14 protein-coding genes and 3 pseudogenes are annotated in these 20,977 nt (G+C 58.4%); 6 read left to right on the forward strand and 11 right to left on the reverse strand.

What is annotated here, in order from left to right; all coding sequences use genetic code 11:
- Positions 1–775: 775 nt before the first annotated feature.
- From NKJ89_RS25990 to NKJ89_RS26025, 8 genes and pseudogenes are all read right to left on the reverse strand, one after another.
- Positions 776–1,681, reverse strand: a complete 906-nt coding sequence (locus NKJ89_RS25990; RefSeq protein ID WP_352606762.1) for a succinate--CoA ligase subunit alpha — start codon at positions 1,679–1,681, stop codon at positions 776–778.
- Between the two features lie 7 nt (positions 1,682–1,688).
- Positions 1,689–2,789 (reverse strand): ATP-grasp domain-containing protein, encoded by a 1,101-nt coding sequence (locus NKJ89_RS25995; RefSeq protein ID WP_352606764.1) that lies wholly within the window; start codon positions 2,787–2,789, stop codon positions 1,689–1,691.
- Positions 2,786–3,568, reverse strand: coding sequence for an enoyl-CoA hydratase/isomerase family protein (locus NKJ89_RS26000; protein ID WP_352606832.1), 783 nt, complete (start codon positions 3,566–3,568; stop codon positions 2,786–2,788). Before NKJ89_RS26000 ends, NKJ89_RS25995 begins: the two co-directional genes overlap by 4 nt.
- A gap of 31 nt (positions 3,569–3,599) precedes the next feature.
- Entirely contained in the window at positions 3,600–4,457 is an 858-nt protein-coding gene (proB, locus tag NKJ89_RS26005; RefSeq protein ID WP_352606766.1) for a glutamate 5-kinase, read from the reverse strand.
- Between the two features lie 252 nt (positions 4,458–4,709).
- Positions 4,710–5,957: an ATP-grasp domain-containing protein gene (locus tag NKJ89_RS26010; protein WP_352606768.1), complete on the reverse strand. Its 1,248-nt coding sequence runs from the start codon at positions 5,955–5,957 to the stop codon at positions 4,710–4,712.
- Between the two features lie 325 nt (positions 5,958–6,282).
- Positions 6,283–6,632, reverse strand: a pseudogene (locus NKJ89_RS26015) (DDE-type integrase/transposase/recombinase); the annotation flags it as partial.
- A 268-nt stretch (positions 6,633–6,900) separates the two neighbouring features.
- A pseudogene (locus NKJ89_RS26020) lies at positions 6,901–7,050 on the reverse strand (MFS transporter); the annotation flags it as partial.
- A 196-nt stretch (positions 7,051–7,246) separates the two neighbouring features.
- The gene (locus tag NKJ89_RS26025) at positions 7,247–7,399 is read right to left on the reverse strand and encodes an Lrp/AsnC ligand binding domain-containing protein (protein ID WP_352606770.1); all 153 of its coding nucleotides are present in this window, start codon (positions 7,397–7,399) and stop codon (positions 7,247–7,249) included.
- A gap of 403 nt (positions 7,400–7,802) precedes the next feature.
- Between NKJ89_RS26025 and NKJ89_RS26030 the strand changes: the two are divergent.
- The 6 genes and pseudogenes from NKJ89_RS26030 (at position 7,803) to NKJ89_RS26060 (ending at position 16,370) form a co-directional block, all read left to right on the forward strand.
- Positions 7,803–8,883: pseudogene (locus tag NKJ89_RS26030) on the forward strand (IS110 family RNA-guided transposase).
- A gap of 279 nt (positions 8,884–9,162) precedes the next feature.
- Positions 9,163–10,815, forward strand: coding sequence for an ABC transporter substrate-binding protein (locus NKJ89_RS26035; protein WP_352606772.1), 1,653 nt, complete (start codon positions 9,163–9,165; stop codon positions 10,813–10,815).
- A gap of 652 nt (positions 10,816–11,467) precedes the next feature.
- Positions 11,468–11,596, forward strand: a complete 129-nt coding sequence (locus NKJ89_RS26045) for a hypothetical protein (RefSeq protein ID WP_502904154.1) — start codon at positions 11,468–11,470, stop codon at positions 11,594–11,596.
- A gap of 375 nt (positions 11,597–11,971) precedes the next feature.
- Positions 11,972–12,976, forward strand: a complete 1,005-nt coding sequence (locus NKJ89_RS26050) for an ABC transporter permease (protein WP_352606774.1) — start codon at positions 11,972–11,974, stop codon at positions 12,974–12,976.
- A gap of 15 nt (positions 12,977–12,991) precedes the next feature.
- On the forward strand, positions 12,992–14,191 hold the full coding sequence (locus tag NKJ89_RS26055; RefSeq protein ID WP_352606776.1) for an ABC transporter permease: 1,200 nt from the start codon (positions 12,992–12,994) through the stop codon (positions 14,189–14,191).
- A gap of 52 nt (positions 14,192–14,243) precedes the next feature.
- Positions 14,244–16,370 (forward strand): dipeptide ABC transporter ATP-binding protein, encoded by a 2,127-nt coding sequence (locus tag NKJ89_RS26060; protein WP_352606778.1) that lies wholly within the window; start codon positions 14,244–14,246, stop codon positions 16,368–16,370.
- A gap of 213 nt (positions 16,371–16,583) precedes the next feature.
- On the opposite strand, the gene NKJ89_RS26065 is transcribed toward NKJ89_RS26060, so the two are convergent.
- Genes NKJ89_RS26065 through gabT form a run of 3 tightly spaced genes read right to left on the reverse strand, consistent with a single transcriptional unit; the run spans position 16,584 to position 20,689 of the window.
- On the reverse strand, positions 16,584–18,797 hold the full coding sequence (locus NKJ89_RS26065; RefSeq protein WP_352606780.1) for a N,N-dimethylformamidase beta subunit family domain-containing protein: 2,214 nt from the start codon (positions 18,795–18,797) through the stop codon (positions 16,584–16,586).
- Positions 18,787–19,341, reverse strand: coding sequence for a N,N-dimethylformamidase alpha subunit family protein (locus NKJ89_RS26070; RefSeq protein ID WP_352606782.1), 555 nt, complete (start codon positions 19,339–19,341; stop codon positions 18,787–18,789). The genes NKJ89_RS26065 and NKJ89_RS26070 overlap by 11 nt, the downstream gene beginning before the upstream one ends.
- A 52-nt stretch (positions 19,342–19,393) precedes the next feature.
- Positions 19,394–20,689 carry a 4-aminobutyrate--2-oxoglutarate transaminase gene (gene gabT / locus NKJ89_RS26075; protein WP_352606784.1) on the reverse strand — a complete coding sequence of 432 codons (1,296 nt, stop codon included), beginning with the start codon at positions 20,687–20,689 and terminating at the stop codon, positions 19,394–19,396.
- Positions 20,690–20,977 lie beyond the last annotated feature (288 nt).

Consider the following 20,977-nt stretch of genomic DNA (forward strand, 5'->3'; position numbering starts at 1 on the left):
ATCCAATCAGCTTGATCGCGTGTTTCCGCCGCTGGTGGGATCTCCATTGACCCCGCGCGGTCTATCAATACACAATTTGCATTGCGATAGTGACTTACTGCAAGGCACGAGGGGCGACCACCGATGCTCGGCTCCCGACCTTGCCGGGCATGAAGATCGTCGTGTCCACCAGATTGGCATAGTACGAGAGGCGACAAGACTCGAACGTGCAGCGCTCAGATCTATGCGTGCCTGCGCCAGTAGGCTCAGGATTCGGTAACGGGGCCGGTCATGCCCACCCCTTCCTATTGAGATCACCCCGGGTTCATGCTTCGTAGCGCAGTGCAGGGGCGTGATCTGAGCATAGCCGCGGTTGCTGCCTCAGCATAGCTGCCCTCCATAAGTTCACGCAGCTCGTATCATAGCGCCCACGCGAGATCGCTCGTACCTTCAAGCCGAAGTTTCGCAACACGCCGCGCAGTGACATCTCCAGCGCAATCATGCCAGAAGATGACGGTCACGGCGATGCATATGGTCGAGAAGAAGGTGTGTGTGTTCGGCCCTCTAATTGTGAATGCGGTCAAGCCATTTCTTTCCTTCCAGTAGCGATGGTTTCACGGTTTTCCCGGTTCAGGTGGCCCAGCGTTTCGTTTCCATCCATGATCCGATCGCCGAACGTTTCCACTTTCCCTGCAACACACTGTCATCCGCACAATTCGAGACCTGCGTAGCGATGCAATGCAGAATCGCGGGTGTCGCCGCAGCGTGACAGCCGAACCGGCCATCTTTCGCTGCGTCAATCGGCCGATATCTTAATGGTCTTGACCTCCTTACGGGACTCGAGCACCTGTCGGGCGGCGGTCCCGATTTCGAAAAGGGTGTCGACGACGGTGGCGCCGGCCGCACGAAGTGTCTCCTCCTTCGCCGGCGCATTCTCTTCTTCCGGGCCCATCACCGCGCTAGCATGGCCCATACTTTTGGCGGGTGGCGCGTTCTTTCCGGCGATATAAGCGATCACCGGTTTCTTCGCCCTGCGAACAAACTCCGCAGCCCTTAGTTCGGAACGTCCCCCGATCTCACCAACGAGCACCATCGCATCGGTATCCTCGTCCTCTTCGAAGAGCTCAAGGACATCGCAATGGCTCAGCCCAATGACCGGGTCGCCGCCGAGGCAGACAACGCTGCTTTGCCCGAGACCGTTTCGGTTCAGGTCATCGATGACCTCATAGGCCAGACTTCCGCTCTTTGATGCGACACCGATCCGGCCAGGTCTCAATAGGGCAGCTCTGAGATCAGAGAGGTTAGCCAGGCCAGGCGATATGCACCCGGCGGCGTTCGGACCGAGCAGGCGAGTCCCTTTCATCCTGGCATAGCTCGTCATGTAAATGGCATCCTTTATCGGTACGCCTTCGGCGTAGACGACAATGGTCCGAATGCCTGCGTCGATCGCCTCCAGCGTCGCATCGAGCGCCCCCTTGGCTGGCACTGAAAGGAAGCTCGCATTTGCGCCCACTTCATTTACCGCCTCATGGCATGAGGAAAAAACAGGAACTCCGGCCACCTCTTTGCTGGCTCCCTTTGGTGAAACGCCTCCGTAGAAGGGCATGCCTTCGGAGAGGAGCCGGCCGGCCATATTGGAGCCATTCGTACCGGAGATCCCTTGAATGACGATCCGAGTGCTTCTATCGACGAGAATGGCCATTCGGTATTCAACCCAGATGTTTGGAAACTGCTTCGATTGCGGGGCGGAGATCTTCGTGAAGCTCAAAGCCAAGATGTATCAAGCTTTGCCGACCGACTTCGCCATTCCGTCCCTTGAGTCGGACCACGATTCGTCCCTCCAATGGGCAATTCGCATGGGCTTCCGCCAGCCCCCGCGCGAAGTCATCGCAATGCGCCGTCTGCAGAAAGGCATTCAGGAAGGTCACCCGAGGTCTTGCAGACGCAATGGCGGTAAGCACGCCCTTGAGCCCGTCAGACCCGGAGAGTACCGTGCCGCCGAGATCAACAATGGCACGCACCTTCTGATCGGTGGAAATGAGGAGGTCAAGGGTGGCCATCATGAGGCCGGCGCCACTAGTAATGGCGACCACGTCTCCAAGCGGGTCGACCTCGACCCCCACCGCTCCCGTCGCGGCGATGCTTTCCTCGAGTGGCGACCGCTCGCCTCGAAGCGCGTAGCCGGCCCAGTCCGAATGACGGAAGCGGGCGTTGTCATCCAGCACCACCTTGGCGCCGGCGGCCACGAGACCGCCTTCGACCACTGCCAGCGGATTGATCTCGACCAATACGGCGTCCTGGTCCACCGCCAGCGAATAGAGCGCCTGTGCAGTCCGTAAAAGCGATTGTCCGGCGGCCGCGTCCCCGAGAAATGACGCGAGCCGGACGCCATGGAACGGCTGAAAGCCAAGCCAAGGCTCGATCGAAACGCGCAGGACTCGGTCTTCGGCGACCTCCTCGATGTCCATGCCTCCCTCGGAAGAGAAGATGATCGTGTGGCACCCCATCTCGCGCTCAGTCGCGACGGCGAGGTAGAGTTCCTTTGCAATTTCGAGGCGCTCTTCCACATAGATCTTTTCGACCGCAAAGCCGCCGAACTGTTGGGCGACTGTTGCCTCGACAATTTGCTCCACATCACCGACAGTGGCGTACCGCACGCCTCCCGCTTTGCCGCGCTTGCCGACCGGGACCTGAGCCTTGACGAAGAATTCGCAAACGCCGTCCGGAATTTCGGGCCAAAGCGCACCGATGGGTTTGGCAATACCATACCGAGAAAGCAGGGCCTTGGCCTCGTATTCGAGGAGATTCATGCACTCGCTCCGGCCGCACGGCGCCTGCGTTCTGCGAAAAAGGCTTCCATGTAGCGTTGAGGCTCACCGCTCGCATACGATTCCCTCTGCGCCTTCAGGCCGGACTGAAGGGCGTCCTCGAAGGTTCTTTCGGTCATCTCGGTGAAGCGGCGCTTGTTTAACTTCATCGCTATGCGCGGCTTGGCGGCGAGCTGTTCGGCTACTTCACGGGCCTTGGCCATGACTCGGTCCTTATCGACCAGGCAATGGATGAGGCCGATCCGGTGGGCTTCGGTGCCATCCATCAGCCGGCCGGTCAGCGTTAGTTCGATGGTCCGTGACATACCAAGCATCTCGTTCATGATCCAAGGGCCGAGTGTGCTCGTAATGCCGGAATTGATCTCGGGCTGGCCCATTCGGCTACCTTCATGCCCGACGCGGATGTCACACAGAAGCGCGACCTGAAAGGCGGATCCGGCGGCGACCCCGTTGAGAGCGGCGATCAGCGGCTTTGAAATGTTGCGCATAATCCCGTAAAGGCTGCGCCACTCCTCGATCCAGTCACCAGCTCGGGATTCGTCGAATGCCTTGGCTTCGTTGAGGTCCTGCCCGGCTGAAAAGGCGCGCGCCCCTGCACCCGTTAGGATTATCGCGCGTACCTCTTCGTCCTGATCAAACGACTGAAGCGTGTTTGCCAACTCGTTGCGCATCGGCTCGTGCCATGCATTCAGGTTCTCGGGACGGTTTAGCACGACAATGCCAACGGGTCCTTCTATCCAGACATTAAGAAATCTTGCCATACGCTTGCTTCCTTTTTTCTGCCGTCCCACTTCAGGTGAGGCAAGGGTGCCCCATGTCGTTGGCGAACGGAACAAACCACGTCGATAGCTCCCCGTTCTCGATAGCGGTGAGCGGGTAAGGTTTGTTTCCCTTGGCGATGACCATGCGGCAGCCCGCGTCCATGGCTATCCTTGCTGCGATCAACTTTGTCACCATGCCACCCGAACTATGGCGAGCGGGGGAATGGGCGGCCATGGCCTCCATCTCGGGGCTAATGCATCCCACTTCTGTGACCAAGCGGGCTAACGGGTTGAGGTGTGGATCTTCCGTGAAGAGGCCGTCTACGTTGGAAAGCAGAATGAGAAGGTCGGCGTTTGCCATCTGCAGCACCTGAGCGGCCAGCTGATCATTGTCGCCGAAACAGTTCTCGGCCGTCGCGGTCGCGTCGTTCTCGTTGATAACAGGTACCGCGCCAATTTCCAGAAGTCGCTGAAGGGTTGACCGCACAGTGTGGCGACGATGCTGATTGTCTATATCTTGACGGGTTAACAATATTTGCCCCAAGCCTAACCCTTGGCGCTCGAAACTATTTTGATACGCAAGCAAGAGTCGGACCTGACCAATCGCGGCAGCCGTTTGCTTCTCCTCAATTCGCAGAGGTCTGTTCAACTGATTGAAGTGGCATGATCCAACCGCGACAGCACCAGAGGTGACAATGATCACCTGCTGCCCGCGTGCGACAATTCGAACAACATCTTCTATTAGCGTCTCAAGCCAAGGACCTCGTATCTCTCCGGTCTCTGCATCGACAATCAGTGAGGAGCCAATCTTGACGATCATCCGGCGGGCAGAAAGCAATGAACCGCGCTCGTTACTGCCGTGATCGAATAGTTCTGCCAAATCAGTCAACACATGTCTCTCCATCTTCCCTGTTCGACATACAACACCTTTTCGCGCCGAAGCGACCTAGCATTCAGAGATCAATTTGTGCCTATAGCAAAAAGTGTGAGCTTACATTCCATCCATTTTGCGTTTAACTGCAGGCTGAACAGGTAAATCTGCCAAAACCGGTAGCCGCTCGCAGATAGGTAATGTCCTCTATTGTCTTTGATAGCGTGGAGGGGCCTAGAACGAAGACAAGCATAGTCGTCGACCTGCGTCTCAATCGGACCAGAGGCAAGAGGCCGAAAATTTCGGGAATGGTGCGATCGACCAACTGATCAAACCGATGGCACGCTGAAGTATCGCCTCGGTCTCAGCAAGGCTGGGTGAAGCGGCGATGACATGTCCGATAGAGTCCCGGTAATCGCCTCTCCTGACGATTAGCGTCTTGGGTTCAACGCAGAATTTGACCTCGGCGACACCCGATACGGCAGCCGCTTGACTATCGCCATCGATCCAATCGAGGGTGCCATCGCGATCAGCAATCAGGTGCCGCGCGACCGCAGCGCACGAATGCGTTTTGCGCAAATCCCATTCGTCGCCGATGACAAGCTTGATGTGCTCGGTGATTAGATCGACCCCGTAAGCCAGCTTAACCAGTTGAGGAGTGGTCGTGCCAGCAAGACGCGGATTGACTTCAATGAGGACCGGGCCGCGCTTCGTCCACCGAAATTCAATGTTCGTGGGGCCCCAGCCAAGGCCAAGAGCTCGCAAACAGCTTCGAGAAATGTCTACAATACGCTGATGTTGGTCATTGGTCAGGAGGGCCGGATAGATCAACTGACGGCACACGAAATACGGTGGGTGGCCCCAGTCAACGCTGCCAATCGCAATGACCTCATTCCCCATTGTCTGAGCGCTATAATGGAGGCCTTCTGCGAATTCTTCGACCAGAATTCTCGGTGAAGACCGCCATATGTGGTTCCCGCCCAATAGATAGGTCGTATGTTCGGCCACCTCATCGGCGTTTCGGCACAGTCGGACACCTCTGCTGCCTGCGCCCACCGCTGGCTTAAGAACCACCGGCAAGTCGATCTCCGCGGCAGCGCTTTCCACCTCCGCCACATTTGCTGCCACGCGAAAAGCAGGTATTGGAACGCCGGCCTCCGCGAGGAGCTGACGTTGAGCGGATTTGTCACAGCATCGTTCAATCGAAGCCGGGTTCGGTCCCGGTAGATCGAAATACCGGCAGAGCTTGCCAATTGTCGCGTAGAACGCCTCCAGGGAGGACGTAATGCCGGCAATGTCATACGTAGCCCCTAGGCGGGAACACTCGCGGATCAGCGCATCGAGATCGTCTGTCTCGACGCGGATTGCCTCGTCGCTTTCCGCCTCAAGATAGTCGTACTGAGCTGGATCAGCCGACAGAGTAACTGGATGAAGGCCAAGACGCTGGGCCGCTTGGATGTAGAGGAGACCATTACCCGTTGGATCGCCTTCGACCAGAATGAGTGCTCTCTTTGCCATTAATTGTTGATCCTACTTTGCGTGTTGAGCCGTCAGAGCATAAATAGGCATCAGCCGTTTCAGCCGTACCCGACCTCAGACTTGCGATGACTCCGCCATTAATGTTGCTGGGGAACGTACCATCGTTGGCGATTTGCGGTTGCAAAGGTTCTGTTAATTTATTGTAATAGGAGTTTGATCTACCGATTTTGCGGCGCCGTGAGCTATCGGCCGATTGGCGTAGCTGTAGCTGGCCGGTTCGGCTGTGACGCTGCGGCGACACACATGGTTTCATTCCAGGCTTGCATCGGATCGTTACACAGATCTCGATGTTATACTGATGAGAGTGTGTTGGGGGAGGGGAATAGGTGGCGATTGGATCATGGATATAGGCGGAACGCTGAAACCTGGCGTGCACTCGATTGTTGAGACCCTCGTGCAGCCGGTGCTCGACGCCTGGCATAAGGTTGCGCCCCGCCGCATCATAGGAACGGACCTTTGTCGGTGATCAGGGCCCCTGCCGCATGCCCTTGAGCCTTCAGCAGCTTGCGCATCAGGCGCTTGGCAGCCTTTCGTCTCTGGCGTCGGGAACTTAGCTGTCCTGATCGACGGCGCGCCAGAGCCACTGCCTTCTTTTGCCGCTGATGCTGACGCCGGCTCGCCGAGATGCCATTTGTCGCCCAGGCGACCCGCTGAGCTTGGTTTTGATCTTGCCCACGAAAATGCCGCCCGCACTTCTTGCTGGCGGTGCCGATCGTCATCAGGACGCGTCCAAGACTGTTGCACCTCGTTCTGCGGATTCCCCAGACTGGGAGGGCCAGGCGCCGATCCCCAAGAGAAGCAAGACCGTGCGAAAGACGTCAGATGCCCGCGAACCGGAAAGCTCGAAAGCGGAAAGCTCGAAAGCGCTTGACCTCCAGCCGCCGAATGGAGAAGATAGGTTGGGTGATGATCCGGCGCTTACGTTGGAGATCCTGGCGAAGACGGCGCCTGTTCCGAAGCCGGCCATGAGCGTGCCATAGCCGAGCGGTCGTCCTCCCAGTTGATCGTGGATAACGAGCGGCAGCAGCGCCAGTATAGCGATGCTCGCCAGGCCAACGAGGATTCCCCGAGCCGGTCGCCGCCTTGAGCGAGCCGGTCCCTCCCGCGATGAGCTTTCCTGACTGCCCGCCTTGGATGGCACGGAGAACTTTCAATCCGAAGCTGGAAGTCAAGGGCGCTTCAAAAGCGGCTCGGTTCGACGGCTTCAGCGCAGTCCGCCGGAAGCTATACCGCGATCCGTGGCTCGAATTTACTACGATCAAGACTGATCATGTCCTAAATTTTCGTATGTTGGGTTTGGTATAGAGCTTTGTCTTGACGAAGACGTCAAAGGCCTCAAGGTCTTCGACCGCCACGACCAAGACAAAACCGGCGTCGCCAGTCACCATGTAGCACTGAGTTACCTCCTTGGCCGCGCGCATCGCGCGCTCACGGTCAAGCTCTACTGTCACAACAAAGGGTAAGCGATTTGAGAAAAGCCTTCGGATCCACGGGAGAGATATCCGCAACGATCACGCCCTCCGCACGCAAATTGTTCACTCAAGGCATGCATGAGGCGGCCGAAGAACCGACAAATTCAGCAAAGGAGTGCCGATTGCTCCTTTGTAGCGCTGTCAGAATCCTTTGGTCTAGGTCGTCCAGCGTTCGATGCGGGCAATACTCAAGATTTAATATTCGCTTAGAAGTCTTGTAAGACCGTATGTCCGCCTCTGTCGGTGAGGTGGCTCTCCCTACACTGCGCGTCCGAGGGTTACTCGGGCGGGCCGAGCCGATACTCATCACAGGAGGACGAGCCGTGGCAGATTAAGAGAAGCATTTGTCGGAATCGATGTCGCGAAGCTGAGAAACGCCATCGCGATTGCGGACGCTGGCCGGGAGGGAGGGGTTCGCTTCTTCGGCGAGGTCGACGCATCGGATGAGAGCATGCGCCGAGTTATCCGGCGGATCGCCACCAAGTTCGATCGGGTGTATTTCTGCTACGAGGCCGGCCCGACCGGCTATGGCCTCTATCGGCTGATCCGATCGCTTGGCCATCAATGCATGGTGGTCGCCCCATCGCTGATCCCAAGAAAGCCCGGCGAGCGAGTAAAGACCAACGGCCGGGATGCTCTTGCGTTGGCTCGACTATTGGGCGCCGGCGAACTGACGGCGGTGTGGGTTCCTGATGAAGGTCACGAGGCCATGCGGGATCTCGTCCGCGCCCGGGCGGCCGCAGTCGAGACGCTTCGCGTCCACCGGCAGCATGTGAGCGCCTTCATGCTCAAACACGGGCGGATCTATCCTCGCAGGAAGGGCTGGTCAATGCGCTATCTGCGCTGGCTGCAAGAGCAACCGTTCGATCACCCGGCGCATCAGATCGCGCTTCAGGAAATGGTCGAAACAGTCCGCGTCTCGAAAGAGCGGGTCGAGCGACTTGAGGGTGTGATCGAGGACGTTGCGACCTGGTCCCTGGCGCCGATCCGTGCGGGCGCTGCAGACCCTGAGGGGCGTAGACCTGATCGTTGCCGTGACATTCGCCACCGAGGTTGGTGACGTACAGCGGTTCGAGAGCCCGCGCCAAGTCATGGGGTATCTTGGCCTCGTTCCCGGCGAACGATCGACCGGCGAGACAGTCAGACGGGGCGGCATCACCAAGGCGGGTAACGGCCGGGTTCGCCATATGCTGGTCGAGAGCGCCTGGACGTACAGGCATCCTCCAAGGTAGGTAAGATAAAGTTGTACCGGCTGGAGCAAGCTCCACCGAAGGTGCGCGAGATCGCATGGAAGGCTCAAACACGGCTGACCGCCCTATCGAATGTTGAGCGGACGCGGCAAGAGGACAACGGTGGTGTGCACAGCGATCGCCCGTGAACTGGCCGGCTTCATGTGGGCCGTTACAAGGGAGGCCCAGGCGATCAGATCGTAGACCTGGGACGGCCTTCATCTCGCGCATAGGCGGAGGCGGGACCACGGCAGGGGAATGCCCGTCAGACGCTTTGTGGCCGGCAACATGGCCGACGCCCGCAGTAAGATAGAATAGCCCCGACAACCAATCGGGAATGCGGTAGCCAACGCCGCAACGAGGTTACCTCAAGCCAACACAGGACGAATTCGCAAAAAAGTCGCCTGCCGAGTGATTTTTTTGCGACTGCCCAGAGACGCCCTTTCCTATAGCCTCTAGCGGTAACCAATTTGGGAGGTTTAGATGGGGTATTTCACTAGACATGGCAAGCCCATGCCTAAGTGCTTCGACAGTGTCGCCGAGGAAGCAAAAAAGGGCGGGATTGACCGGCGCGAGTTCCTGGCCCTTGCTTCCATCTTCGGTGCGTCGACAGCTATGGCGTATTCGATGCTGGATGCAACGCCGCCGGCGCATGCCGACGAAGCGCCTAAGAAAGGCGGAACTCTGCGAATTGCCCATCCGGTTTATGGTCCGAGGGATCCCCGCGTAAATGACTTGCCGGATTTGGCTAACATCTACCGCCAATTCCTCGAACCTTTAGTCAAGTATACCACTGAACATACCTTTGAACCCAGACTTCTTGAAAGTTGGGAAACGAATGACGATGCAACGGAATATGTCCTGCACCTACGGAAGGGTGTGAAGTGGAACAACGGGGACGACTTCACTGCAGATGACGTGACATTTAACTTGCTACGCTGGTGTGAAAGGGACGCGCCTGGAAACACAATGGCCGCACGGATGGCCACCCTCATTGATGAAAAGACGGGCAAAGCGCTAGAAGGCGTCATCGCGAAAGCTGACGATTACACGATTAAGCTCAAGCTCCCAAAACCCGATATTACGATCATTCCCACGTTTTCCGATTATCCAGCGCTGATTGTCCACCGTGACTACGAAAAGAATGGGTCGGACATCGCTGCGCATCCCATAGGCACGGGACCGTTTGAACTAGTATCATTCGACGTGGACAAAATGGCCGTCCTAAAGCGTCGAACAAACGGAAGCTGGTGGGGCGGTGAAGCGTACCTCGACGAAGTGCGATTCATCAGCTACGGCGCTGATCCCTCTACTCTTCAGAGCGCTTTCGAGTCAGGCGAAGTAGATGCTAACTATCAGACGGAGGTAAATTTCGTCGCCACATATGATGACCTCGGTTTGGCAAAGTATGAAGCTAAAACGTCTGCAACGATAGTGTGCCGCACCCACGTCACCACTAAGCCCTATGACGACCAGCGGGTGCGCAATGCGCTGCAGCTGGCGGTTGACAATAATGCTGTGCTGCAAACTGCCTACAATGGCTACGGCACCGTTGCTGCGAATTACCATGTAGCACCACTACACCCCGAGTATTATCCTGTCCCGGAAAAGAAACGGGATGTTGAGGCTGCCAAGCGGCTTATGGCCGAAGCTGGCCAGATGGACTTTGAACACGAGATCATCACTCCTGACGGGGATTGGTGGAGGGATACGGGCGATGTGATTGCCGCGCAGTTGCGCGAGGCCGGATTCAAGGTGAAGCGTACGGTTGTTCCCGGGGCCACTTTTTGGAACAATTGGTTGAAATACCCACTTTCGATAACGAACTGGAATCATCGACCGTTGGGTGTACAGAACTTGGTGCTTGCCTATCGCAGTGGCGCAGCATGGAATGAGTCGGCCTGGTCAAACCCGGAGTTCGATAAGAAAGTCGACGCGGTGTTGACGTTGCCGGATCCACAGAAGCGCAAGGCGCTCATGCAAGATATTGAAACGCTCCTCCAAGATTCCGGCATCATCATTCAGCCTTATTGGGTTTCCTTGTTTAATCATTCCACAAAGCAAGTCAGGGGCTACGCGATGCACCCGGCATTCGAGATTGACCTCGGTAAGGTTTGGCTCGACCGGGCTGCATAAGATTGGTGACCTGCTGCGGGTATAATCAAGGGGGCTCGGTGGGGGACGACGAGCCTCTGATTCTAATCAAACCTCCCCACACAAAGTCACAAAGAGACGACGCTGCCGGGTGCATGATTGTCTTCGCGGTCGACGGAAGTCGCCCATGGTTGCCCAAGGATGTCCCGCCGATCACGACGGTCATATATCACTTCAACCGGTTGCGCGACGGCGGCTTTTGGAACCTCGTCTACGATATTCTGTGCCGGCGACGCGTCTGATCGAAGGCCGCAAGTAGGAGCCGACGGCCGGCGTAATCGACAGCCAAATTCAAAGTACCGAGAGCGGCGGACTTCGCGGCTCTGATGCGGGGAAAAAGATCAATTGGCCGCAAGGGCCATACTCCCAGCGCCGCGCGTGCGAACTGATGGGCATTTGCGCCGCGCGTCTACCGCTACCGCTCGGTGCGGCCGGGCGACGTGAGCCCGCGCGCGACACTGCCCGATCGGGCAGCGGAGCGCGGCCACTTCGGTTATCGGCGGCTGCATCTGCTCCTGAAGCGCGAGGGCGCGTCGACCACCGGAAGAAGCTCTATGGTCTCTTGAGAGCGCCGGTGACGATCCGCAGGAGAGCAAACAGCGCGGGAGCCTCGACTTCGTCTTGACACTGACCGATGGGCGCCGCTTTTACATTCTGTGGGGTAGTCGACGACTTCAGCCGGGAGTGCCTGGCGGCACTCGTCGACAACTCGCTATTCGATGAGCGCGTCGCCCGCGAACTCGACTGGATCGCGGAGCGGTGAGGCTGCGCGCCTGCTCTCGAGTTCGCGGTTGGTGATGCTCATATCTTATTCCTCTCCCGTTGGCCGAATCTTTGTGGCGGTGGCCGTGTTGAGTCCCGAGCTCAGTGATTGGATTTGCAGATTGGCCGCGCATGGTCAAAGGGTTCGAGACAACTGGCACTATCGAAGCCCTGCAGCTGACGCAAAAAAATAGCCTGCCGATTGATTTTAATTCGAGTGGCAATCCAGAAATGGGCTGGTAAGCATCACGTTCGATCGCCGCTGCTTCAGCAGGCCTAAAAAGGAAAATCATGATCGACATTGATAGGTGGGGAGTTCCACCCATCAATAGGGGAGGATGCCATTCTGAGACTCATACTGAGGCGCCTCGGAGTCATGGCGCTGACCATGGTTGCTTTGACGCTCGTTGTCTTCTATCTGGTCAACCTGGGACCGAACCTCAAGAAGCTTGCGCTGGTGCAAACGAATTATCGCGCCAGCGCCGCGGACGTGGAGAACTGGCTCCAGGCGAACGGGTATCACGAGCCGTTCTTCAAGCGCTACGCCGAATGGATCGGCGTTTGGCCGAAGGATCCGGTCCTCGACCCGAAGACCGGCAAGCCGGCGCTCAAGTTCGGCTTCTGCCACGAACCGGAGACGCGGCAACTCTCGGGCGTGCTGCAAGGCGATTTCGGCTGCTCGACGCAATTCCGAGTCAAGGTCGTCGACACGCTCTCCCCGGCGCTCGAGGCGACAGCCATCCTCATGTTCTGGGTCATGGTGGTCATGCAGCCGGTGGCGCTCGTCGCCGGTGTGATTGCCGGGATGCGGGAGGGGTCTCGAACGGACCGAATCGTCTCTGTCATCTCGATCGTGTCCACGGCGACCCCGGAATATGTTTCGGGCGTCATCTTCACCGTGATCTTCGCGAGCGGGCTGGGTTGGCTGAACGGCTCGGCCGCCACGGCAACCGATCACGGGATCACGTTGTATAATTTCACCCTGCCGGTCATAACGGTTGCGTTCTTCGGGGCGGGCTACATCGCCCGCATGACGCGTGCCTCGATGGTCGAGGTCATGACGGCCCAATTCATCCGAACGGCCCGGCTCAAGGGTCTGAGCTTCCATGCGGTGGTCATGAAGCACGCGCTGCGCAATGCGCTGATCACGCCGTTCACTCTCATCATGCTGCAGTTCCCCTGGCTGCTGACCGGTGTGGTGATCGTCGAGACAATGTTCCGCTACCAGGGATTCGGTTTCACGCTGGTGCAAGCGGCGGGCAACAACGACATCGACCTCCTGCTAGCCTGCTCGCTAGTGTCGGTGGCCATCGTGCTGTTCACGCAGCTGATGTCGGACATCGGCTACGTCTATCTCAATCCGCGCATTCGCGTGCAATAGGAGGAGGGGCGGCGAATGGACCTCGAATCTATTGGCGCCACGCAGGTAGTCCTCGGCGTCCTCTTCCGTTTTTGGCCAGTTGGGGTATCTCTCGCCGTGGTCATGGGCCTGAGCTTCGCTTTCAGGAAGAGACTAGGCCTTTATGGTCAGCTGTTCGACAGCGGTGCAGGTATCGCAGGCGTCGCAATCTGCCTGTTCTGGCTGTTCACGGCGATCTTCGCCTCGATCATCGCGCCGCTTGATCCGCTGGCGCAAATCTCGATCATGAAGAATGCGCTGCCTGGTTCCATCGACCCCGGCACCAAGCAGGTCTTTCTGTTGGGCGGCGATAGACTCGCGCGCGACGTCTTCTCGCGCATGGTCTACGGCAGCCGCATAGTGATGGTAATCGCGCCGTTCGCCACCACCTTCGCGCTGATTGTCGGCATCGGGCTTGGCCTGCCGGCGGGGCACTACGGTGGCAGGATCGATTCCGTCCTGTCTTTTCTTGCCAACCTGGTGTTGGCCTTCCCGGTTATCCTCCTGTTCTACCTGCTGGTGACGCCCGAAATCCGCCAGCTGTCCTTCGACAACTGGTTCAGCGAGGCGACCGGCATCGGAGTGTCGGTCCCGCGGTCGCTCGCGGCCTTCATCTTTCTGCTCCCGATCATATTCTTCCTGGCGCTGTTCCATACGCGCTTCGAAGACCGGCCCGACCGGCACTACGTGCTAATCGGACTGACGATGCTGATCGGCGGCTGGATCTATGCCAGCTTCGTCTTCGATGCCGATCCGCTCGGCATTGTTCATGTCGATCCCAACCAGCTCAATATCTTCGTGGCGGTGGTGCTCGGCTCCTCACCCAGCGTGTTCCGCATCGTGCGCGGGCTCGTCATGGACATCAAGACGCGCGACTATGTGGCTGCTGCCCAGACGCGCGGCGAGACGCCGTGGTATATTATGCTTTGGGAAATACTGCCCAATGCTCGCGGACCGTTGATCGTCGATACCTGTCTGCGCATCGGCTACACCACAATACTGCTCGGCGCGCTTGGTTATTTCGGGCTGGGGCTGGCGCCCGAAAGCCCAGATTGGGGCACGTCGATCAAGGATGCCAGCCGCCTGCTGCGCTCTTTTATCCACCCGGCGCTGCCGCCGACGATCGCGCTGATGTCGTTCGTGCTCGGCCTTAATCTGCTGGCCGACTCGCTGCGTGAACAATCGATGAAAGATTGATGGACGGGTTCTCGACCCGATATGCTTGAAACAACAAGGATTGGAGCGACCCATGAATGAGGCAGTTCGAAATCCCGCCAAGCCGACCAATGGGCCGATCATCGAGATCGAGAACCTGTCGATCTCCTTCTTCACCCGCAAGGGCGAGATACCGGCCGTCATGGACTTCTCCTGCACGGTCATGCCTGGCGAAGCGATGGGCATCGTCGGCGAATCCGGCTGCGGCAAGTCGACCGTGTCGCTCGGCATCATGCGGGACCTCTCCAACATCGGAAAGATCGTCGGCGGCCGGATAAAGTTCCAGGGCAAGGACATGGGCGAGTTGTCCGACGAGGAACTGCGCGCCATCCGCGGCAACAAGATCGCGATGATCTACCAGGAGCCGATGGCCAGCCTGAACCCGGCGATGAAGGTCGGCCAGCAACTGATGGAAGTGCCGCTGATCCACGACAAGGTGTCGAAGGAAGAGGCTTATCGACGCGCGCTGGAAATGGTGCGCTCGGTCAGGCTGCCCGATCCCGAGCGCATGATGCGCTCCTATCCGCACCAGCTTTCCGGTGGCCAGCAGCAGCGCATCGTCATCGCGATGGCGCTGCTGTCGAAGCCGGCACTGCTGCTGCTTGACGAGCCGACGACGGCGCTCGACGTGACGGTCGAAGCCGGCATCGTCGACCTGGTCAAGGGGCTCGGCGAGAAGTTCGGCACCTCGATGATCTTCGTGTCGCACAATCTCGGCCTGATCCTGGAAACCTGCGACCGCATCACGGTGATGTATTCGGGCGAAGCGGTGGAGACCGGCAAGATCAAGGACGTCTTCGACCGGATGCGCCATCCCTACACGCAAGGCCTGTTCCGCTCGATCCCGCTGCCCGGCGCCGACAAGAATTCGCGGCCTCTGATCTCAATCCCGGGCCAATTGCCGCTGCCTCACGAGCGGCCGAAGGGCTGCAATTTCGGCCCCCGCTGCCACCATTTCGTCGAGGGCGTCTGCAACGCCGCCGAAATCCCGATGATCGAGGTCGCTGGTCACGAAGGCCATTTTTCGCGCTGCGTGCGCTTCAACGAGATCGACTGGGAAGCGCTGCCGCCCGGCGCCAAGAAGGTCAACGAACGCGTCGAGCCCGGCGCGCCGGTGCTCAAGATCGAGGATCTTAGGAAGTACTACAAGGTCGGCGGCAGTAAAGTGTTCGGCTCGAGCGAGGGCCGCGTCGTCAAGGCCATCGAGACGATCTCCTTCACCGCGCGCGAATCCGAGACTGTGGCGATCGTGGGCGAATCCGGTTGCGGAAAGTCGACGCTGGCTAAGGTGCTACTCGGGCTGGAGACGGCAAGTTCCGGCAAAGTTACCCTCGGAAACATGGAAATCCAGTCCACTAGCGTCGAGAACCGCGACGTGGAGACGGTCTCGTCAATCCAGATGGTGTTCCAAAACCCCTTCGATACGCTTAACCCGAGCTACACAGTCGGCTCGCAGATCATCCGCACACTTGAGAGGTTCAAGGTTGGGTGCAGTCCCGTCGATCGCCGCAAGCGCATGCTGGAGCTTCTCGACCTGGTGAAGCTGCCGCGGGCGTTCGAGACCCGCAAGCCGCGCCAGCTTTCTGGGGGGCAGAAGCAGCGCATAGGGATCGCCCGTGCCTTCGCCGGTGCTGCCAAGGTCGTGGTGGCCGACGAGCCCGTATCGGCGCTCGACGTTTCGGTGCAGGCGGCGGTGACTGAGCTGCTGATGGACATTCAGCGCAAGAACAAGACGACCATGCTGTTCATCAGCCATGACCTGTCGGTCGTGCGCTACATCGCCGACCGCGTCGTCGTCATGTATCTCGGCTATATCGTCGAACAGGGCACGACCGACCAGATTTTCAGCCCTCCATACAACCCTTATACAGAGGCGCTGCTTTCAGCGATCCCGATCGCCGACACTTCAGTCGTGAAAAAGCAGATTGTGCTTGAAGGCGATATTCCTTCGGCCATGAATCCACCGACTGGCTGCCCATTCCATACGCGTTGTCGCTACAGAACCCTCGTTCCAGGAGATCTCTGTGAGCGCGAGGTGCCTCCGACGAGGAAGATGCTGGACGGTCACGAAATCAAGTGCCACCTATCGGATACCATCTTCGCGGCGATGGAACCGGTAATCAAGGTCAACGCGAAGCTCAAGGCCGTAGGCGGACTTTAGTGACCGGCGCGAGGTAGGGCTTCTGCGAGGACTGTAGACGTTTGGCGGGCCGCTTTTTCGTCTAAGAAGGCACGCCTGCGTATCAGAGGTAAGTGTCTTGACAACAGTCTCTCTGCACGTCGAGGGCCGGCGGTAGGTGGATACCCCTCGCCGCTGGTCGTTAGCGTCACGGCATCGTAGCAGCCCCTTAATCCCGGCTCTCCGCCAACTGAGTCAATCAGGCATTGGGAAGGGCGTCGGATCGCGGAAGCGGCGTAACACGTTCTCAGAAATCCGTGCGACATTGTTGGAATAGTCGGCGTAGGAAAGACTGCTGCCCCAAGCTATAGAACCGACAGAAAAGACCGCACCGCCTGCGGGGGTCTCGAAAAACGTCATATCAGCGCGGATAGGCTCCTGTGGCGCATCATTCCACAACCTAGTGAAGAAATCCAACCCGCCCAGTGTGTGCGCGTAAGAACTGCCATGCTGCTCGGAAGCAGCTACCACTAGCGCGTGACGCGGCGTACCTAACGTTTCATCAATTACGTCGATCTCAAGTCCGGCGGCCCCGCCGATAATGCCGAAATCGCCAATGATATCTTCAGCTATACCCTCGAAAATAAAGCGAGCTCGGACATCGTTGCTAGCGGCGAGACGACGATAATAACTGCCGCGGTCAAAGGCTTCAGTAAGATATCCAATGCCTACCAGGGATTGCTCGGGTCTACCTAAGTCCGGCCACATGCCGCAGGGGCGGCCACTAAAGCTGCTATGGGCTTCACCGGCCCCGAAGCGACCATTTCTTGAATGGCGCCGCCTGAATTCAATCAGGCCTTTTCGTTGAGGATGGTAATCGATCGCGCTGGTAAACCCGTTTCCACCGAGATACATAAGGCGCCCACCCCTTGCGAGAAAGTCATCCAGGGCATGCAACATCGGCAGCGACCAATACTCAGGATGACTTCCCGTAATAAGCACCCGACATTTATCCAGTGCCGCCAAACCCTCGCGGTCTAGGTCTTCGTCTGTAAGTACCTGGTGATCGGGAGTCACTCGGGCGAGCCAACCGAGTAAACAAAGATCAATCTGGAAGTTCCAGAGCCAGCCTCCGGGCTGCAGATTGACCACCGGGCGTCGCAGGGATCCAATGCACCGTTCGCTGCCATCGTCGTGTGGATCATAGAGTGACTTACCAAGGCCCGGGTGTTCGAACGCCAGCAGATCGAGCGGCGTGTACGAGGACGCTAGGCAACCGAGGTTATACTCGTTCGTTTGCCGCTGCATGGTCAAGTTCGCGTAAGCCGCGTATGTCGCAGTCGGTGCCAGAAAAGCAACATCACTGGTAGCGTCGGCAGACTGCCGCACAAAAAACGGAACAAAGAACTCTGCACCACCGCCGCGCAGACACGCGGCGTAGCATCCGCTGGACCAATCGGTCGGCACGGTAAGCCGCAAGTCTTCGTGCCAGCCCGGGTTCTCGATATCGTCATGATGGAAGTGAGCCGCGCCGTACTGTTCAGGCGCGCGGCGCCAATCCATCGTAGGGCTTTCCCAATTCGATCCCTGGACAGCACGGGTGGGCTGATTGATGCACACGCCGTCGTGGCCAGAGCCTGATTCATCTGGAATGATTTCAGACACTGGATCGCCCAGCAAATTCCAATCCGCCAGACAGGGCCAACTCAAAGGGTCGGTCGGCTTGCGTGACGCCAAATCGCTTAGGTCTTCGAGCGACAGCGCCGCTGCCAGGATGCGGGGACGCTCGATCTTGCCATTGAAGTGGTGGCGAGGAATTCCACTATCATCCCGTTCGGCCGCTATTAGAAGGCGGCCATCGCCGCGCGCGGGCGGGTCCACGTCGTCAACAGTCAGCCAGGTCGCGCCAACATGGTCATGCGTCCCGGAAGCGAGGAGATGCACCAGAATCTGCAATTGATGGCGTTCGGCATCATAGGTCAGCGCAACGAAGCTCCAGAGCCAGAGAGACAAGGGACGATCCAGGCGGTAGACCCGTGGTTCAACTGGATTTCCGAGGATTGCCGCCAGGCAGCCGTCCGCCTCCAGCCGTAACGCTATTCCCCCGTCTCCGCCGGGGGTCAGAGTACTAAGCAGGCAACGTGGCTGGCCGGCAACAAGGGTCGGCATGACGTAAGCACAAATGGTTACCGACCTAAGATCTGCCAGTCGCTGCGATCCGCCGACTTTGATGTAGGACCCAGCACGAATGGGTTGTTCACGTCCTGGATACCGCTTGGCCTCCGGAACCGGCATCACGGGCGGCTGGAACGTTGGCATCTCCGGTCCGGCATCGAAGCCAAGCAGCCGCACGAAATCGCAGTCGAAGCTGTCGAGCTTCATACAGCTGACAGCGAAGGCAATGGTTTCGCCAGGCTTAACGCTGTCGCGGTCTGCATAAGCAAGAATCGCTGGACGATCAGACATCATCGCCATCCTCCGGCATTGGGAGCGCGCCGAAGAGGTGCTGCCAACGCTGCTTGAAAACCCAGCGCTCAACATCCTCGCGAGATTCAAAGCGCGGCGGCGCTATTTCGGCCACCCGCAAGGGCATGTCCAGCGACCAGCGCGCAGCGCGCCATTCACTATAAGGCTTGGTCATAATGGCAATCCACTTTCCAGCTATCGGCTGTGAGCGCATGACGTCTAGAATGAGATGCAGCTCGGCGCTGTGGCGGCCGAAAGGGGCGGCCAGAAACTCGCGGACGAGGTCAGAACGAGCGGCAAACCCCGCCAGGGCAGAGCGAGCGGCCGCGGTCCCTGCGCTCTCTGTCCACGCGGATTGAGAGTTAACCGAACCTGCAGTCGGACTAATGGTCGTCACAGCGGGCCTCCCGTCATAGCGCGTCCGTAATTCGACCCGTGCATTGTCACCCCTCGATGCTGATAGAATTCCAATATATGCTTTATGATTTTCGGCACCGTGCCAACATTTGATCCACTGATGCGGCTGGCGGGCAAGAGCTTCGATCATCGATGCCACTACGGCGCCGCAAACTGCGTCCAGGCGAGCCATGCGCGCTGGCTCAGAGCTCACTCGCCACCGCGTGTTGGATAGATCCTTCGATGATAGCGATGGCTTCGTCGAGGACCTCGTTTGAGATGGTGAGCGGAACCAGCACCCGGATCACGTTGAAATGGCGCCCGGCCGCGGCGAGGAGTAGACCACGTCTTGCCGCCTCCTGGATCACCTTTTCAGTGAGTGAGCGGGCGGGAGCACGGCTGTCGGGATCTTCAACGAGCTCAATTCCGAGCATTGCCCCTTGTCCACGGATGTCCCCGATAACGGAACGGTTGCCTGCGGTCTGGATACGGCGGAAACCGGCTTCCATGCGAGCGCCAATTTCTTCGGCGCGTTGCATCAGCTTCCCTTGTTCAAGCACGTCGATCACTGCCAGCGCCGCAGCGCATGCCAGTGGGTTTCCGGCATAGGTTCCTCCTAGACCGCCGGGTCCAACCGCATCCATGATCTCTGCTTTGCCGACTACGGCCGCTAGGGGCAGTCCGGCGCCGAGGCTCTTGCCAACAGCCACAAGGTCCGGTTCGACGCCGGAATGTTCAATTGAGAAGAGGCGGCCCGTCCTGCCGAAACCACATTGAACTTCGTCTGCGACCAGAACGATTCCGTGGACGTCGCATAGCTTCCGCAACGCAACCAGAAAATCGGGAGGCGCTGCCAGGAATCCACCTTCACCCTGAAGCGGCTCGATGACGATAGCCGCGATCGCCTGCGGCTCGATTTCGCTTTCAAATAGTGAATGGATTGCGGCTAGCGTATCTTCGCTGCTAACGCCACGGTAAGCGTACGGAAAAGGTACCCGGTATATATCAGCAGGGAATGGACCGAAGGATTCTTTGTAAGGCTTTACCTTACCGGTCATACTCATAGTGAACATAGAGCGGCCGTGAAAGGCGCCGCTAAACACAACGACTCCTCGCCTTTTGGTAAAGGCGCGCGCAATTTTCACGGAGTTTTCAACTGCTTCGGTGCCTGTCGTCACGAGCAGTGTTTTTGCTGTCGTTCCAACCTTGGTCATCGCATTCAGACGTTCGGCCACGGCAACATACCCCTCATAGGGCGCCGTCCCAAAGAACGTGTGGCTGAAACGATCGAGCTGTTCACGCACCGCTGCGACAATTTTGGGATGCGAATGACCGACGGCGAGGGCGCCCATCCCGCCTACAAGGTCGATGTAACGACGGCCTTCGACGTCCCAAAGTTCAGCTTCCGAAGCTCGATCGGCGAAGATGGGAAATGCGCACGAAACCCCGCGCGCAACTGCCAGCTTCCGTCGCTCATCAAGTTGCGTATTAGAGACCATTCCATCCCCTCAAAGATCGCCAGGACATGCCGGTCCGTGAACCGAAAGTTCGTCAACCTGGCCGTAGACTGGAACGCAAGTCAATATGAAGCGAGCTGCAAAAAGGTCACTTACCGAGTGTCGTTTTTTCTTCTGCAACGGTCTTGCGTAGCAGCGAAGCTGGACGTGACACCCCATTATTTCGGCTCCCCTCGAGCTCTTCCTGCAGGGCGCGGCGCAAACCGGCATGCGTCCCCCCCTTCTGCCTCGTAACTGGAAGTGTCCTTTCGAATCAGCCCTTGATGCAGG

The sequence above is a fragment of the Mesorhizobium sp. M0047 genome (assembly GCF_040323315.1).
In the GTDB taxonomy this organism is placed as follows: Bacteria; Pseudomonadota; Alphaproteobacteria; order Rhizobiales; family Rhizobiaceae; genus Mesorhizobium.